This window comes from Erythrobacter sp. S267 (assembly GCF_057365045.1).
This window is the reverse complement of record NZ_CP200298.1, coordinates 1,953,868-1,969,595: the sequence shown is the minus strand read 5'-3', so window position 1 is coordinate 1,969,595 and position 15,728 is coordinate 1,953,868. Positions and strand designations below refer to the sequence as shown.

Annotated in this window: 15 protein-coding genes and 1 riboswitch; of the genes, 5 read left to right on the top strand and 10 right to left on the bottom strand. The window is 61.9% G+C overall.

What is annotated here, in order from left to right:
- The first annotated feature begins 226 nt into the window (after nt 1–226).
- The 5 genes from AC0V6X_RS09335 to AC0V6X_RS09315 all read left to right on the top strand — a co-directional run bounded on the left by AC0V6X_RS09335 (nt 227) and on the right by AC0V6X_RS09315 (nt 6,778).
- Nucleotides 227–1,198, top strand: coding sequence for a hypothetical protein (locus AC0V6X_RS09335; protein ID WP_486184284.1), 972 nt, complete (start codon nt 227–229; stop codon nt 1,196–1,198).
- A gap of 34 nt (nt 1,199–1,232) precedes the next feature.
- A riboswitch (cobalamin riboswitch) is annotated at nt 1,233–1,449 on the top strand.
- A 149-nt stretch (nt 1,450–1,598) separates the two neighbouring features.
- Nucleotides 1,599–3,545 carry a TonB-dependent receptor plug domain-containing protein gene (locus AC0V6X_RS09330; protein WP_486184283.1) on the top strand — a complete coding sequence of 649 codons (1,947 nt, stop codon included), beginning with the start codon at nt 1,599–1,601 and terminating at the stop codon, nt 3,543–3,545.
- Between the two features lie 155 nt (nt 3,546–3,700).
- Nucleotides 3,701–4,759 carry a GTPase ObgE gene (gene obgE / locus AC0V6X_RS09325; protein ID WP_486185558.1) on the top strand — a complete coding sequence of 353 codons (1,059 nt, stop codon included), beginning with the start codon at nt 3,701–3,703 and terminating at the stop codon, nt 4,757–4,759.
- Complete coding sequence (gene proB / locus AC0V6X_RS09320; protein WP_486184282.1) at nt 4,744–5,871, top strand: glutamate 5-kinase; 1,128 nt, start codon at nt 4,744–4,746, stop codon at nt 5,869–5,871. The genes obgE and proB overlap by 16 nt, the downstream gene beginning before the upstream one ends.
- A 10-nt stretch (nt 5,872–5,881) precedes the next feature.
- Nucleotides 5,882–6,778 (top strand): NAD-dependent epimerase/dehydratase family protein, encoded by an 897-nt coding sequence (locus AC0V6X_RS09315; RefSeq protein WP_486184281.1) that lies wholly within the window; start codon nt 5,882–5,884, stop codon nt 6,776–6,778.
- Here the strand turns inward: AC0V6X_RS09315 and AC0V6X_RS09310 are convergent.
- From AC0V6X_RS09310 to AC0V6X_RS09265, 10 genes are all read right to left on the bottom strand, one after another.
- The gene (locus tag AC0V6X_RS09310) at nt 6,735–8,129 is read right to left on the bottom strand and encodes a C13 family peptidase (RefSeq protein WP_486184280.1); all 1,395 of its coding nucleotides are present in this window, start codon (nt 8,127–8,129) and stop codon (nt 6,735–6,737) included. The genes AC0V6X_RS09315 and AC0V6X_RS09310 overlap by 44 nt on opposite strands.
- Before the next feature lie 88 nt (nt 8,130–8,217).
- The gene (locus AC0V6X_RS09305; RefSeq protein WP_486184279.1) at nt 8,218–8,976 is read right to left on the bottom strand and encodes a phosphoadenylyl-sulfate reductase; all 759 of its coding nucleotides are present in this window, start codon (nt 8,974–8,976) and stop codon (nt 8,218–8,220) included.
- A complete protein-coding gene (locus tag AC0V6X_RS09300; RefSeq protein WP_486184278.1) occupies nt 8,973–9,434 on the bottom strand; it encodes a DUF934 domain-containing protein in 462 nt (153 codons plus the stop codon). Before AC0V6X_RS09300 ends, AC0V6X_RS09305 begins: the two co-directional genes overlap by 4 nt.
- Nucleotides 9,427–11,058, bottom strand: a complete 1,632-nt coding sequence (locus AC0V6X_RS09295) for a nitrite/sulfite reductase (protein WP_486184277.1) — start codon at nt 11,056–11,058, stop codon at nt 9,427–9,429. Before AC0V6X_RS09295 ends, AC0V6X_RS09300 begins: the two co-directional genes overlap by 8 nt.
- On the bottom strand, nt 11,058–11,357 hold the full coding sequence (locus tag AC0V6X_RS09290) for a DUF2849 domain-containing protein (RefSeq protein ID WP_486184276.1): 300 nt from the start codon (nt 11,355–11,357) through the stop codon (nt 11,058–11,060). Before AC0V6X_RS09290 ends, AC0V6X_RS09295 begins: the two co-directional genes overlap by 1 nt.
- On the bottom strand, nt 11,354–12,109 hold the full coding sequence (gene cobA / locus AC0V6X_RS09285) for a uroporphyrinogen-III C-methyltransferase (protein WP_486184275.1): 756 nt from the start codon (nt 12,107–12,109) through the stop codon (nt 11,354–11,356). The genes AC0V6X_RS09290 and cobA overlap by 4 nt, the downstream gene beginning before the upstream one ends.
- Before the next feature lie 114 nt (nt 12,110–12,223).
- Complete coding sequence (locus AC0V6X_RS09280; RefSeq protein ID WP_486184274.1) at nt 12,224–12,535, bottom strand: hypothetical protein; 312 nt, start codon at nt 12,533–12,535, stop codon at nt 12,224–12,226.
- Nucleotides 12,536–12,538: 3 nt separating this feature from the next.
- A complete protein-coding gene (locus AC0V6X_RS09275) occupies nt 12,539–13,624 on the bottom strand; it encodes a mechanosensitive ion channel family protein (protein ID WP_486184273.1) in 1,086 nt (361 codons plus the stop codon).
- Nucleotides 13,624–14,838: a cystathionine beta-lyase gene (metC, locus tag AC0V6X_RS09270; RefSeq protein ID WP_486184272.1), complete on the bottom strand. Its 1,215-nt coding sequence runs from the start codon at nt 14,836–14,838 to the stop codon at nt 13,624–13,626. Before metC ends, AC0V6X_RS09275 begins: the two co-directional genes overlap by 1 nt.
- Nucleotides 14,835–15,692, bottom strand: coding sequence for a sulfurtransferase (locus AC0V6X_RS09265; protein ID WP_486184271.1), 858 nt, complete (start codon nt 15,690–15,692; stop codon nt 14,835–14,837). The genes metC and AC0V6X_RS09265 overlap by 4 nt, the downstream gene beginning before the upstream one ends.
- Between the last annotated feature and the right edge of the window lie 36 nt (nt 15,693–15,728).

Here is a 15,728-nt window from a genome sequence, read left to right as displayed (position 1 = left end):
TCACCATAGGCCTCGGGCATTTCTTTTGGCTAAGGGGTAAGCGAGAAACCGGAGGGGCGCCGGTTAGTGTGATGTGCCATGCTGGCGCAGGGCCGCATTGCAATCGCACAGGCGCTTCATATGCGGGCAAGGATAGCTCAGGCATCAGAGTAAACGTGCGTTTTACTAAAGGCGCACGACAGGGGATCAGCAGGGGCGAGAGATGAGAGGCGAACTTAAACCAGCCATGGATACAGCATCACCCGAAGCCAGCGAACGGCAAGGCGCGCGCAAGCGGTCATCCGCACCGCTGAAAATCGCCCCTGTCAAGGTCTTGGGCGTTGCGGTCGCTGTGTCGCTGGTGGCAGGGTGTGCCAAACCGCCACCTCCGCCACCTCCGCCACCTCCGCCACCTCCGCCCGTGGTGATTGAGACGACGCCCTATCGCCCGATCCCGCCGGGAGGCGCTGCCTATGTGATGGAGATCCCGGGCAAGAACTTCCTCGGCCAGCGAGAGACAATCAATCTCGGCATCAGCGATGATGAGAAAGTGTGGCACTTCCGCTCGGCCTGGAACGTGGCCGCGCTCAATTGCACGTCAGCGCAGTTTGACCCGATCCTCACTGCTTACAGCGCCTATATCAGTGACCACGCGGACACTTTGAAGGCGGTCAATGACCGGATCGACGCGGTGTACCGTTCGCAGGCGGAGACCCGGCGCGAGGCGATCTTTGCGCGCGAGGAGCAGATGACCTCGGTCTACAACTTCTTCGCTCTGCCCCCGGCGCGGGCGCGTTTCTGCCGCGCGGCGTTGGACATTTCGACCCGGCACAACATCGCGCCGCCTGACGATGCGATTGCGTTTGCCTATGACAATTTCGCGCTGATGGAGCAGCCGTTTGAGCTCTTCTTCACCGAGTACGAAGCCTATGAGCGAGATTCCGCTGCATGGGATGCGAAGTACGGCGATCTCTACGGCGCATCGCAGCCCGGTTGGGTCGCGGTGCAAGCGGCGCGTGCGCGGCAAGCTCCCGTGCCCAGCGTGGAGAGCGATCCGACCGCGACCATGGCCGAACCCGGCATTGTTGCAGGGCTGGTGGCTGATCCAGCGACCGGAGCGGTGGTGCCGGTTGTCCCGGTGGAAGAAGGCTTCGTCTCGCAGCCTGTCACGCAGCCGATTGCGGTTGATCCGGACGGTGTGACGGGCGGTAGCCAGTAAGCTGCTACATTGCGTCACGCGCAACAAGCGATTAGACCAGCCCCCACGCATCGGTAACGGGAATGCGGTGCGGGTGCCCATGTCAGTGGGTGCCCAATTCCGCAGCTGTCCCTGCAACTGTAAGCGGCAAGTTTTTGCCTCGTGCCTACTCGTTAGGCAGCCACTGAGGGGGAGATCATCCCCCTTGGGAAGGTGAGCGGCAGAAATGCTGACCCGCAAGCCAGGAGACCGACCGGAGCGTGTCGCTTGCATGCCCCTCTCAGGGATTGGAGAGGCGCGAGTTGGTCTTTGGGGCGTAATGCCCCCTTGGGCACCTTCGTTTGAAGCGACGACTTAGCCGAGCCTGTGGGACGCATGTCTCACGGCTCATAAGCGTTGCTCAAATGGGAAGGGAATCCCAATGCACAAATCTACACTTTGGCTGGGCGGTGTCGCCACTGCCGCTTTGCTCTGCGCCACATCGGCGGCAGCACAACAGCGCGAGTCTTTCTCCGGCGTCTTGCTGGATGAAGATGGCAACCCTGAAAGCGTGATCAGCGGCTCGAAGGCCATCGTTGTTCTTGGCTCTCGCAGTGAGAGCACCGACCTCGAAGACTTCACCGGCTCTATCACCTTCATCAACCCGCAGGACTTGGAGGCGCGCCAGACGCGCAATATCGAAGACGTCCTGCGCGATGTGCCCGGCGTCGCGGTCAGCTCCGTCGCTGGCCAGACGCAAATCCGTCTGCGCGGTTCGGAGGCAAACCATGTGCTGGTGCTGGTCGACGGGATCGAGGTCTCTGACCCCGGTAGCGGAGAGTATGATATCGGCACGTTGCAGGCGGAAATCGGCTCTCGGCTAGAAATCCTCCGGGGTCCGCAATCCGCTCTCTACGGAAACGACGCAGTTTCTGGTGTGATCGCCTATGACAGCGGCGAGTTCGAAGGTTTCTCCGCCTTTGCTGAAGGAGGCACCAACAACACGCTGAATGGCGCGGCGCGTTGGGGTGTGCAGACCGATTACGGCCTCTCCGCCTCGCTCTCCGCCACAGTGGTCAGCACCGATGGCGAGCCCAATGCCAGAGGTGGAACTCGAGATATCGGGCGCGACAGCTACACGCTTTCGGGCAAGGCCTCTGGCGAGGTGGCGACGGGTTTGGAGCTGCGCGGCGTCGCTCGCTACACGCGCACCGAAGGCCAGTTCAACGATCAGGATTTCGGCTTTGGCAGCCCGACGGCGGGGTTCGTCATCGACAGCCCCGGAAACCGGTTTGAGAACGAAAGTCTGTCGGCCTTAGTCGGTCTGCGTCTTGAAAGCGGCGGCGGGCGCTGGACCAACGACTTCTCCGCCCAAATCACCGATGCGAACCGGCAAACTGAGGCCCCCCTGGGCTTCCCAAGTTCAACGCAAAGCGACCGGTTCAAGCTTTCCTACGTCTCCGACTACCACATTGCGGACGGGCACAAAGTAACGTTTGCTGCGGATTACGAGCTTGAGGGTTTCAACAATATCCTGACATTCGATGACCGTAAGAGTGCAGAGAATGTCGGCTTCGTTGCTGAGTACCGCTATGCTGGCGGGCGGCGTTTCGACTTCGCAGCGGCGATCCGTCACGACGTCAACGACCTGTTCGAGGACGCGACCACATTCCGCGTCAGTGCCGCCTACGATGTGACCGACACAACGCGCATTCGCGCTGCTGTGGGCACGGGCGTGAAGAACCCGACGCTTAACGAGCTTTTCGGCTTTTTCGACGGCGCATTCATTGGCAACCCCGATTTGCAGCCTGAGCAGTCAACCAGTTGGGAAGTCGGCGTCGATCAGCAATTTGGCGACGGCTTTGGCGTGATTTCACTCACCTATTTCAATGCTGAGCTTGAGGATGAGATTTTCACGACTTTCCCCGCGCCGACTTTCATCGCGACGCCGGGCAACCGCGCGACGGACAGCTCTCGGCAGGGCGTAGAGGTCGCGGTCTCGGCTCAGCTTGGCCCGCAATGGAATGTCAACGCCGCCTACACCTATCTCGATGCCGAGGAGAACGGCGTAACCGAAGTGCGCCGTCCTGAAAGCACAGCCAGCGCTGCGGTCACTTGGACGTCGCGCAATGACCTTGCCTCGGCCACCCTCGTCGTGCGCCACAATGGCGACATGCTCGACAGTGATTTTACCACCGGGATGTTCCCAGCCCCCGTGACGACGCTCGGCGCCTTCACGCTTGTGAATGTCAATGCGAGCTACGAGATCGCAGAGGGTCTGAAGCTGTTCGCGCGGGCGGAGAACCTGCTCGATGAGGAGTATGAGCAGGTCTTCACCTTTGTTTCTCCGGGTCGGCAGGTGGTGGCTGGGTTCTCGGCGAGTTTTTGATTTGGGTAGCCCCATCCGGGGCTACCTCCTCGCTTGACGCGCAGCAGAGCCGCGCCCGCTGCGGGCGCCCGGTCGGGCTTGCGGCCCTCCGGGCCGTCTGGGTGGTGCCTAACTCAACGCTCGCTTTCTGATCAGGAAATGCATAGATGCGCGCTATGCATTTCCTTGATCAGGCCAAGATATTTCTGAAATCAGGAGCTGGGGGACCCGGAGCGGTCTCTTTCCGGCGCGAGAAGTATATCGAATATGGTGGTCCCGATGGCGGCAATGGCGGCAAGGGCGGAGACATCATCTTCGAAGCCGTCGCTGGTCTCAACACGCTGATCGACTTCCGTTACGCGCAGCATTTCAAGGCGAAGCGTGGCCAGCATGGGCAGGGCAAGGACAAGACCGGTGCGGGCGCAGACGATCTGATCGTCAAAGTCCCCGTCGGCACGCAGGTCCTTTCCGAGGACAAGGAAGAAGTGCTCGTCGACTTCACCGAAGTGGGCCAGCGCGTCGTGTTCCTCGAAGGGGGCCTCGGCGGGCGCGGCAATGCCTCTTACAAAAGCGCCACCAACCGCGCCCCGCGCCAGCATCAGCCGGGTGAACCGGGCGAAGAGGCGTGGGTGTGGCTGCGGCTCAAGCTGCTCGCAGATGTGGGCCTGCTTGGCCTGCCCAATGCGGGCAAATCGACCTTCATCAACGCGGTCTCCAACGCCAAGGCCAAGGTCGGGCATTACGCCTTCACGACGCTGGTGCCCAAGCTGGGCGTGGTGCGGCACAAAGGACGTGAATTCGTGCTCGCCGACATTCCCGGCCTGATTGAGGGCGCAGCTGATGGCGCTGGGATTGGCGACCGGTTCCTCGGCCATATTGAGCGGTGCCGGGTGCTGGTCCACCTGATCGACATCGCCGGCGACGACCCTGCTGAGGCGATGCGGATCGTGGAGGAGGAGCTCTCCGCCTATGGTGCGGGTCTGGAAGAAAAGCCGCAGCTGATTGCGCTCAACAAGCTTGACCTCGCTGATGCGGAGCTGGGCAAGGCCTTCGCAGACGAGCTGATCAAACAGGGCGCGGACAAGGTGTTCACCGTTTCCGGCGCGACTGGAGAGGGCATTGAGGAACTGATGGACGCGGTCCTGTCCTACCTGCCCGACCGTACCTCGACCGAAACCAAAACGGTGGAGGTTGAGGATGAAGACGAAGATGGCTCCGAATGGTCGCCGATCTGACATCCCTTCTGGACCCGGCGGCTAGCAAACGGCTGGTCGTCAAAATCGGTTCTGCGCTGCTGGTGCAGAACGGAGAGCCCGCGCGTGGATGGCTCGATGCGCTGGCGCTGGATCTGCGCGAATGGCGCGAGGCTGGCGGTGAGATCATCATCGTCAGTTCCGGCGCGATTGCTCTGGGTGCGGGGCGTCTGGGCCTTCCCAAAGGGGGGCGGGCGAGCCTCGCCGATGCGCAGGCGGCGGCGTCTGTGGGGCAAGTGGCTCTCGCGCAGCTTTGGGCGACATCGCTGGACCGTCACGGGCTGACCGCCGCGCAGATGCTGGTGACGGTCGGAGACCTCGAAGACCGCCGCCGCTACCTCAACGCCTCCGCCACAATTGAGCGGTTGTTGGAGGCGGGCGCGGTGCCTGTCATCAACGAAAATGACAGCGTTGCGACCGAGGAAATCCGCTTTGGCGACAATGATCGCCTGGCCGCACGCGTGGCGCAGGCGGCCCATGCGGACGGGGTGCTGATCCTTTCCGATGTCGATGGCCTCTATGACCGCGCTCCGGATGCGGAGGGCGCGCAATTGATCGAGAAGGTCGAGGGTGTGACGCCTGAAGTCATCGCCATGGCGGGCGCCGATTCCTCCTCAGGCCTCGGCACGGGCGGGATGAAGGCGAAGCTGCAAGCCGCGCGCATTGCCGAGAGGGCCGGGATCACGCTCGCGATCATCAACGGGACGGGCGACCGCCCGATCACCCATGCAGCTGCCACAGGACGCGGCACCGTCTTCCTGCCCGTGCGCAGCGATAGCGCGCGCAAGAGCTGGCTGGGCGGACGGCAAGCGCTCGAAGGCGTGCTGACAGTTGATGCGGGCTGTGTCGCCGCGTTGCAGGACGGCGCGAGCCTCCTCGCACCCGGCCTCATCGGCGTTGAAGGCGATTTCCAGCGCGGCGCTTTGGTCAGCCTCCACGGCCCCAAAGGAGAGCGGCTGGGGCAGGGCCTCGTTGAATATTCGTCCGAGGAATGCCGCGCTATTGTGGGCCTGCGTCAGGACGAGCAGGAGGCGAAGCTCGGCTACGCTCCGCGCGCCGCAGTCGTCCACCGCGACCATATGGTGCGTGGATGAGAGGGGTGGGATGAAGCTAGCGATCACTGGAGCGACCGGCTTTGTCGGCAGCGCAACGCTGAATGCGGCGCTTGCAGCGGGGCACACTGTCCGCGCTCTCACCCGCCGCGATCAGCCAGAGCGCATAGGGATCGAGTGGGTCTCCGGCACGCTCGAAGATTTGGGCGATCTATGCGAAGGCGCAGATGCGGTGATCCACATTGCGGGCCTCACCAACACGCCCGATCCCGATGAGTTCGAGACGGCCAATGTGACTGGCACCGCCAATATCCTCGCGGCGGCACGAGCGGCCAAGGTCAAGCGCTTCGTCTTCGTCTCCTCGCTTTCGGCGCGCGAGCCCAAACTGTCGCTCTACGGCGGGTCCAAGGCGAAGGCTGAGGAGTTGGTGCAGGCCAGCAACCGCGACTGGACCATTGTGCGTCCACCAGCGGTCTATGGCCCGCGCGATGTCGATATGTTCGAACTGTTCCGCTCGGCCAAGATGGGCCTCGTGCCGCTGCCTCCGGGAGGGGCAACCTCGATCATCCACGCTGACGATCTGGCCACCCTGCTAGTGGCGCTGGCGGAGCGTAAGTCGCTGAAACAAATATACGAACCCGATGACGGGCGCGAGGGTGGCTACAGCCACAAGGAACTCGCCCAAGCCATCGGCCGAGCGATGGGTAAGCGCAAAGTCCTCGCCCCGCATCTGCCCAAAACTGTGCTTGTCGCAGCAGCGCAGGCCGACAGGCTATGGCGCGGGGATGGCGCGAAACTCACTCAAGACCGCGTCGGCTATATGGCGCATCCCAACTGGGTCGCGCGCTTCGACCGCAAGGTACCGGAGCATATCTGGACACCCCAAATCAGCGGCGAAGAAGGCCTCAAAGCGACTGCTGATTGGTACAAGGCGCAAGGTTGGTTGTGAGACGGGAAAGCGGTCCATCCCACATTTCCTGCATATTCGCTCCAACAAAAGCCTGAGGGTTAGAACGGCAAATTCCTTGCTCTAACTCATCGTCTGTCACGGTCTGTTTAGCTGCCTCGAACACGCGGCCAAGCGGCTCGCCTTCTTCAAGGTCTCGCGTGACAAAGGCATCTGTGAAATCGGTGCCTGACCCGGTATGCGCGCAGCCGAAAGTGCCATCGTTTTTCATCGTCGAGGATATGACGATGAGGTTGTCGGCCTGAAGTTGCTCGACCCAGCTGCCAGAATAGCAAGAAGAAACCACAATCACGGCCTGGGCGACGTTAGCCTCTTCCACGAATTGCCGGATCCTGGCAGCGGAGAACCGCTCAAGCCCCGACGAGTTGAGCATCGAGTTAATGCTGGTGCCGTCTTCGCTGAAGCTCGATACCAGATAGATGACAGCCAGATCGCGTGCCGGGTCGGCTTGTGCGGCGATGCCTTGCGCGACGCGGTCAAGATTGCCCACAGTGGCGAGCGGCGCCTGCAAAGTGTCATCGCCGTGGTTGGACATCAGCAGCGACAAGCGAACAGCACTGCCATAGCGCTTCTCCAAAGCGGCCTGTGCCAGTTGTGCCTCGCGGCGGATCGCATCATCGCGCCCGCTAAGTGCGAGTGAAAGGATGAAGACTCCTTGGTCTGTCTGGGCCGGTTGGCCTCTGTCCGGCATCTGGCCTGCGCGCGCGGCGAAGGCGGTTCGGACCAGTTCGGGCTGAGCTTCCCAGATCGTATCTGTGGGAACTGTCAGAGCGAAGGATCGCGCAGGCGGCTCATATTCTTGAAAAGAGCCGACAATGCTGAGGACCTTCACTTTCAGCTCATCGCTTTGCCATTGTGCCACAATGCCTCCGCATAGCGCCAGCAGGGCAAGACCAAGCCCGGCACTGTAGCGGGCATTATGTCGCAATGTGAGCAAGCGTGGAACGCAGATAAGCGCAGCGATCAACGCTTTGGATGCGCCCACCAACGACGCATCCCAAGATGCCTCTGCAAGGTATCCAGAAACCAGTTGGAACAGAGTGAAGGCAGCTTCAATCTGCAACAGAATGATCGCCACTTGGAGCGCGGCATGGGTGCTTCGTAAACACCATCCCACCACAAAGCCGATGGCCAGTGCCGGGGCGCCTGCATAAAACGCCCAGCCAATTGTGATCATCGGATCGTTGGTGATCGCATAGGCCGTGTGCAAGGCTGCAACCAGTGCCCAATAGCCTACGATGCGCGCAACGTAGCGGCGCTTGAGGTAGACATCCTCTTCGCCGTCAGCCGCAACGGCGCTCGGCTCGCCATGATAAGGTGCGATCTCAGTCATCGGCGCGAATGTCTCGGCCAACAAGCTGAATTTTCGGTAAATCAGGCGTCGGATTGGGAGCGCATGAGCCGCCTACGCCCGCAACGCCTTAAAGGAACGGTTCCTCGCCTGGCTTGTGGATGCCGCATTCGGTTTTGTCCCAGCCTTTCCAGCGGCCTGAGCGCGGGTCTTCGCCCGGCGCGACTTTGTGGGTGCAGGGCTCGCAGCCGATGGAGGGGAAGCCGCGCGCGACCAGCGGGTGGCGAGGGAGGTCGTGCTCTTCGAAATACGCCGCGATGTCGTCCGCGCTCCAGTCGATCAGCGGGTTGATCTTGAGCCGCCCGCTCGCGTCCGAGGTATCGATTTCGAAACGCGGCAGGTTTGCACGGGTGGCGGACTGGAAGGCCTTGCGACCGGTAAAGCTGGCATCGATCTGTTCCAGCGCCTTGGCGAGCGGCTTGACCTTGCGGATTTCGCAGCAGCCATCAGGATCATAGGACCAGCGCAGGCCACTTTCATCCTTGGCGATGACTTCGGCTTCTTCCGGCGTAAGGACCTGAAGATTGGTCAGCCCAAGCCGCTCCACGACTGCGTCGCGATAGGCCAGCGTCTCAGCAAAGTGCTTGCCGGTGTCGAGGAACAGGACGGGCACGTTCGGGTCAACCTGTGCGATCAGGTGGAGAAGGACAACGCTCTCCGCACCAAAGCTGGAAACCACGGCAACGTCGCCCGCGAGATTGTCGCGGATGACTGCTTCGAGCATTTCGGTCGTCGAGGAGCCGCGAAACATGCGGTTGAGGCGCACGGCGTCATGCTCTGTGAAGCGCGGGGAGGCGTCGAGCCGGTCAATCTTGCGGACTTCATTCACTCGCCCGCTCCGTGGCGCAATTGCGCAATCGTTCGGCGGCCATCAATTGTGCGCTGATAGACATTCTCCCAGGTCGCAAAGGCGCGTTTGGCGTCCTCTTCATCGAGGCGCTTGTCCGGCGCGAAGGCGTCAAACCCGCAGCGGCGCATGTGGCTCAATTGGTCCACGCCAACATCGCCCACGGCGCGCAATTCGCCCGTGTAGCCTGCTTCGCGCAGGATCCGGGCGGCGGAGTATCCGCGCCCATCGCCAAAGGCCGGAAAGTTCACTTCAACCAGCGCAATCCGGCCCAAGAAAGGGAGCAAAGCGCGCGCATCGTCGCCCGGTTCAATCCGGACAGCGGTCGCGTTGGTCTGATCGCAGCACGCATCGACGGTGACGGTGCCATGGTCGACCACTTCGTCATCCCGGAAGCGGAATTGCACTTCGTCCGGTGAGGTTCCGAGATCATCAGCCATAAAGCGCCTCCTTGAACGGCTCCATGCCGATCCGGCGGTAGGTGTCGAGGAAGCGTTCCTCACCCTCCTTGCGTTCAAGATAGACGTCGGTGACTTTCTCGACCGCTTCGATCACGCCGTCTTCGGTAAAGCCGGGGCCGGTGATCTTGGCGAGGGAGACGTCCTCCGCCTCCGATCCGCCAAGCGAGAGCTGGTAATTCTCCACGCCCTTACGGTCGACGCCAAGGATGCCGATATGGCCCGCATGGTGATGCCCGCAGGCGTTGATGCAGCCGCTGATCTTGAGCTTCAGCTCACCCAGCTTGCCGGTCTTGCCGCTCGCGTCGAAACGCTCGGAGATACGCTGTGCCAGTGGGATCGAGCGGGCATTGGCGAGCGCGCAATAGTCGAGGCCCGGGCAGGCGATCATGTCCTCGATCGAGTCCATGTTCGGCGAGCCCAAACCCGCCTCGTCCAGCGCGGTCCACAGCGCGTGGAGATCGCCGATCTTCACATGCGGCAGGACCACGTTCTGCGTGTGCATGATGCGCAGCTCATCAAAGCTGTATTGCTTGGCGAGGCGCGCCATGATGCGCATCTGCTCGCCCGTCGCGTCACCCGGAATGCCGCCCACGGGCTTCAAGGAGATCACGGCGGAGACATAGCTGTCATGCTTGTGCCGATGGGTGTTGCGATCGACCCAGAGGGCAAAGTCGGGGTCTGAGCGGTCGACCTGTTTGGGGCCATCCTCAAACGCGGGATCGGCAAAGAACGGCTTGATCCGCTCCAGCTCCTCACGCGGTGGTTCGAGGCCTTGGCTAAGTAGGTGCGCGAATTCTTCCTCGACCTGCCGCGTATATTCCTCCGCGCCCAATTCGTGGACGAGGATCTTGATCCGCGCCTTGTACTTGTTGTCGCGCCGGCCATAGCGATTGTAGACCCGCAAGCAGGCCTCCGCATAGGTGATCAGCTGGTCGAGCGGCACGAAATCGCGGATCATCGGAGCGATCATCGGCGTGCGGCCCATGCCGCCTCCGACGAAGAAGCGCGCGCCGATCTCGCCGGAGTTGTTCTCGACGATTTGGATGCCGATATCGTGCAGGCGCATCGCCGCGCGGTCTTTCTCAGACGCGATAACAGCGATCTTGAACTTGCGCGGGAGGTAAGTGAATTCCGGGTGGAAGCTCGACCACTGGCGCAGCAGCTCCGCATAAGGGCGCGGGTCGACAAGCTCGTCATGCGTTGCGCCCGCAAAGTGGTCGGAAGAGATGTTGCGGATGCAGTTTCCGCTCGTCTGGATCGCATGCATCTCAACCTTGGCAAGATCGGCAAGGATGTCGGCGGCATCCTCCAGCTTGATCCAATTGTATTGCAGGTTCTGGCGCGTCGTGAAGTGGCCATAGCCGCGGTCATATTTGTCCGCGATGTTGCCCAGAGCGATCATCTGTTCGGAATTCAGCGTCCCATAGGGGATCGCGACGCGCAGCATATAGGCGTGGAGCTGGAGGTAGAGCCCGTTCATCAGCCGCAGAGGCTTGAACTCATCCTCCGACAGCTTGCCTTCGAGACGGCGGCGTGCCTGGTCGCGGAATTCCTCGACGCGGGCATCGACCATCGCTTGGTCATACGAGTCATATTTATACATCAGATAACCCAATCCAAAGCTTCGGGGTCTTGGGGTTTCAAGGTCAGGTCCGGGCGCACCGTGGGGCCGAGCGCGCGGATGCGGTCCTTGATGTGGGCGGGGCGGACGGAACCGTCATCCTCGCGGGTCGCTTCGATCACATAGGGGACGTTGACGCGGCGCGCGGCTTCCTCGGCGGCGAGGATCTCCTCAGCGCGTTCGCCTGCATCCACCGCATCATCGACCCGGCGCGACCAGCCTTGGCCAGTCCACCAGACGACATCGCCGGTCTTGAGGTCGTTTCCGGTGAGAACTCTCATTGATGCGCCTCCACAGCGAGTTTGGCGACGGTTGCGTCTTCGCGCGCGGTGACTTCGCCGATGACGATCAGCGCGGGGGACTTAATCGCCTGCGCCTTCACAAGATCGGGCAGCCCGGCAAGCAGCCCGCGCACTACGCGCATTTCGGGGCGTGCGGCGTTTTCGATGACGGCGAGCGGCATGTCGGGGGCTAAGCCATCTTCCATCAGCTTCTCAGCGATCTGAGGTGCGGTTTTGACGCCCATATAGATGACCAGCGTGCGACCTTTGCCCGCGAGGCCCGACCAGTCCTGATCGGAGAGGCCTTTGCACTGGCCCGCCACAAAGCTGACGATGCTCGATGCGTCGCGGTGGGTGAGGGCGATCTGCGCGGCAGCGGCGGCTCCGTTGGCTGCGGAGACACCGGGGATGATCTCCACCGGAACGCCAGCGGCGCGGGCATCTTCCGCTTCTTCGCCGCCACGCCCGAAGATCAGCGGGTCGCCGCCTTTGAGCCGCACAACATCGCGTCCGGCCAGAGCCTCACGAATCAGCAGAGCGTTGATCTGGTCTTGCGGCAGAGTGTGCCGCGCGCGCTGTTTCGCGACTGAGATCAGCTCCGCTTGCGGGGACGCCATGGCGAGGACTGCAGGGCTCACAAGACCGTCATGGACGATCACTTGCGCTTGGCTGATCAGCCGGGCTGCGCGCAGGGTCAGAAGGTCAGGATCACCCGGCCCAGCGCCTACGAGATAGATGGTGCCAATATTCATGGCACTCAAATGAGCCAGCGCGCGCCATGTCGCCAGCGAGAATGGATTGGGGTGCGTGAAGGAAAGCTTGTGCGGCCGTGTGTTGGGAGACAGCTTGCTCCAATTCTGGTCGAACTAGTCGCCAGCGTAATGCGCGAATTCCTCTCTCACTTTCTCATCGCAACGGGCCATTTCCATGCGAATGCCCGCGACATACCCCCGCCGCACGCCTGCGAAGAGGAACGCAATTCCAAATGGGAAGAGGAGGAAAAGCAGCTTGGCTGTCCACGCTCCGTCGTCCACAAATGCGGCGAGCAACGCCAACAGGAAGACCACGACCAGTACGACGTTAAGCGGCTTCTCGATCCGGTCCATGATCTTCACACAACCATCATAGGTACGGACAGTGTGCTCCGGATCAGAGGTGCGGACGCTCAGCAAGCCCACGCCTCACGCTTTCCCGCCGCTCATCAGCTGGACAATCTGGTCGAGCTGTTTGGAGTCGCGCAGATGAAGATCGCGCTGCGGGAATGGGATTTCGATGTCGTTCTCTTTGAACAGACGCCAAATGCGCATGTAGACGTCAGAGCGGATATTCGCGAGGCCGCCTTCGGGGTCCTGGATCCAGAAGCGCAGTTCAAAATTGACCGAATTGTCGCCGAACTCCATCAGATTGACGCGCGGCTTGGGACGTTTGAGCACGCGGTTGCATTCATCGGCGGCTTGGTAGAGCAGCTCGGAAACCTTCTCCAGATCGCTGTCATAGGAGACACCGACTGGCGCTTTCACCCGCACATCCTTTGACGAATAGGACCAGTTGACCACTTGGTTGACCATCAGGTTCTCGTTCGGGATCAGATGCTCTGTCTGGTCGCGGGTGATGACGGAGATCGCGCGGATGCCGATCTTGCGGATTTGTCCGACCGCTTCATTGCCCGCCATATCGCTGACCGAGATGACGTCGCCCGGCTTGATCGACTTGTCGAGCAGCAGGAGGATGCCTGAGATCAAATTGCCGAAAGTCTTCTGCAGACCGAAACCGATGGCGAGACCAAAGGCGCCTCCGAAGAAAGCCAGTGCAGTGAGGTCAATCCCGACCAGATCAACGGTGATGAAGAAGGCGAGCGTCCAGATCAGGATCGTCGAAATCTTCTCCGTCAGCAGCTTTTGTGTGTCGTCAAAGCGGCTGGCTTTTTTGATCAGATTGCTTGCGACGCGGGTCAGCGTCCAGGCGACCGTAACCACCAGCGCGACGGTTGCGAGCATGAAGAGCACGTCGAAGGCGGAGATGCGGATCGACCCGATCACCAACGCCCAGCTGTCGAGTGTTTCGACCAGCGCGCCGATTGTGTCGCTTTGAGCTGCAAGCGCTTCCTTGGATTCCTCCGCGACGCTGACGACTTCTTCCGCGACCGCCTGCTCTTCGGCAAGGCTCCAAAGCTGGCCGGGCTGGAGCGCTTCGGGGGCGGCTTCTGCAGCGGGTTCGACAACTTGTTCGGTAGTGTCGGAAGTGACTGGCGGGGTCGGGGTGGTCATCAAGTCTCCATTTGCCCCAAAGCAGCTTCCAGATCAGCGATCAAATCCTCAGGGTCTTCAAGCCCGATGGATAGGCGAAGCGCTGGCCGAGTGCCACCCCCCGGCAAAAGCGTGGGGCATGGCATCACGGTGCGATGTTCATGCGGGAAGATGGGCAGAACAAGGCTCTCAAACCCGCCCCAGCTATAGCCGATCCCGAACAGCGAGAGCGCATCGGCAACGTGCCCGCTTGCCTCGGGGTGTTCGCTGGCGAGGGTGAAGCTGAACAGCCCGCAGCCTCCGGTGAAATCGCGCGCCCAAATTGCGTGACCGGGGTCGCTGGCGAGCATCGGGCACATGACTTGCGCAACTTCCGGACGCTCAGACAGCCAAGCGGCTATCCGGACTGCGCTGGCGGTCGATTGTTTGAGGCGGGCGTCCATTGTTCGCAGGCCCCGTGCAGCCAGAGCGGCGTCATCGGGTGAGACCACTTGGCCAAGCTGGTGCGAGGTGCGGCGCAAGCGCCCGTACCATTGCTCGCCCGCGCTGGCGGAGCCCATCATCAGGTCCGAATGCCCGCCAACATGTTTGGAGAGGCTTTGCATCGTGATGTCGCAGCCATGCGTCAGAGCCGCAAAGCCCAGAGCGCTGGCCCAAGTGTTGTCGATCATGGTGACGGCCCCTGCTTGCTTCGCCACGGCGGCGAGGGCGGGGATGTCGCAGACTTCCATGGTCAGGCTGCCGGGGCTTTCGAACCATACGACGCGGGGCCTCGTTTCGCTGACCAGCGCTTCGAACGCGGCCAAGTCGAGCGGGTCGAAGAAGCTGTGCGTGACACCCCATTTCTTGAGCAGCCCCAATGCCATTGCGCGGCTGGGGTCGTAGGAATTGTCGCTCATCAGCAGATGATCACCGGGCTTCAGCGCCGCCATCAAGCAGCCCATGATCGCCGCGACGCCGCTGGGATAGAGGACAGTGCCATGCGCACCCGGCTCAATCGCGGTTAGCGCGTCGGCGAGAGCCCACTGCGTCGGAGCGCCTCTGCGTCCGTAGAAAAAGTCGCCATCCTTGTTCGAGCCGGTCGCTGCCTTGCGATCGGCCTCGGTCGGATAGAGGTGGGTGGAAGCGCGCCAGACCGGCGGATTGACCACGCGTCCAGTCCATTCCTCTCGCCGCCCCGCGCGGGTGACGCGGGTGGCGGGTTTGAGATGCTTGTCGTCGCCAGAGCTGCTCATACGGCGGGACCCTGCTGTTTGGGCGTGTCCGGGTCGGCCTCCCATTCCTGCCAGCTTCCATCGTAGAGCTGCGCATCGTCAGTGCCGACGAGATGGAGTGCAAACAGCAGCACGCTGGCGGTCACCCCGCTGCCGCAAGAGGTGATGATGGGACGCGAGAGATCGACGCCGGCGCTTTCGAACGCCGTGCGGAGGTCATCAGGGGACTTATATGTCCCATCCTCCGCGAACACTTCGCCGAACGGCAGGTTCAACGCGCCCGGAATGCGGCCATTTTGCCCGCCATGGACCGGGTCAATGCCGCTGCCAAACACGCGGTCAGCGGCGCGTGCGTCGAGGATTTGGGAGCTCTCATCTCCCAACAGAGCGAGGACATCGGCTTTGGTGACGACGCCCTTCGTATCGTGAAGCGCTGGGGCGTTCGTTGGCGTGAATTCCGCAGCGCCGCTTTCGACGGGACGACCTTCCGCGCGCCATTTGGCGAGACCGCCATCGAGGATGGAAACCTGCACAAGGCCACACGCTTTAAGCATAAACCATGCCCGCGCCGAGGTCTTCACCGCGCTGTCGTCGTAAAGGACGATCTGGTCATTCGCACCGACGCCCAAAGCCGCCAAACCTTGCGCCAATTGCGCAGGGCTGGGCAAGGCAGCGGGAACGGGCGAGGTGGTGTCGGTCAAGCTCGCGAGATCCAGAAAGCGCGCGCCCGGAATATGCGCTGCCTCAAACTCCGTCAGCGGATCACGCTTTGCGGCGGGTAGGTGCCTCGAGGCGTCGAGTACCACGAGGCCGGGCATGCCGAGATTGTCTGCAAGCGAAGCGGTTGAAACCAGACTGGGAAATGTCTCTGTCATAGGCACGAGTGCTAGCGCGCCCTGCGGTCCACGCCA

Coding starts and splice junctions, on each gene's coding strand:
- AC0V6X_RS09310 (WP_486184280.1), bottom strand. CDS start 8,129: ATGACTGAGATCGCACCTTATCATGGCGAGCCGAGCGCCGTTGCGGCT.
- metC (WP_486184272.1), bottom strand. CDS start 14,838: ATGAGCAGCTCTGGCGACGACAAGCATCTCAAACCCGCCACCCGCGTC.
- AC0V6X_RS09315 (WP_486184281.1), top strand. CDS start 5,882: ATGAAGCTAGCGATCACTGGAGCGACCGGCTTTGTCGGCAGCGCAACG.
- AC0V6X_RS09295 (WP_486184277.1), bottom strand. CDS start 11,058: ATGTATAAATATGACTCGTATGACCAAGCGATGGTCGATGCCCGCGTC.
- cobA (WP_486184275.1), bottom strand. CDS start 12,109: ATGAATATTGGCACCATCTATCTCGTAGGCGCTGGGCCGGGTGATCCT.
- AC0V6X_RS09275 (WP_486184273.1), bottom strand. CDS start 13,624: ATGACCACCCCGACCCCGCCAGTCACTTCCGACACTACCGAACAAGTT.
- AC0V6X_RS09265 (WP_486184271.1), bottom strand. CDS start 15,692: ATGACAGAGACATTTCCCAGTCTGGTTTCAACCGCTTCGCTTGCAGAC.
- AC0V6X_RS09330 (WP_486184283.1), top strand. CDS start 1,599: ATGCACAAATCTACACTTTGGCTGGGCGGTGTCGCCACTGCCGCTTTG.
- AC0V6X_RS09290 (WP_486184276.1), bottom strand. CDS start 11,357: ATGAGAGTTCTCACCGGAAACGACCTCAAGACCGGCGATGTCGTCTGG.
- obgE (WP_486185558.1), top strand. CDS start 3,701: ATGCATTTCCTTGATCAGGCCAAGATATTTCTGAAATCAGGAGCTGGG.
- proB (WP_486184282.1), top strand. CDS start 4,744: ATGGTCGCCGATCTGACATCCCTTCTGGACCCGGCGGCTAGCAAACGG.
- AC0V6X_RS09300 (WP_486184278.1), bottom strand. CDS start 9,434: ATGGCTGATGATCTCGGAACCTCACCGGACGAAGTGCAATTCCGCTTC.
- AC0V6X_RS09335 (WP_486184284.1), top strand. CDS start 227: ATGGATACAGCATCACCCGAAGCCAGCGAACGGCAAGGCGCGCGCAAG.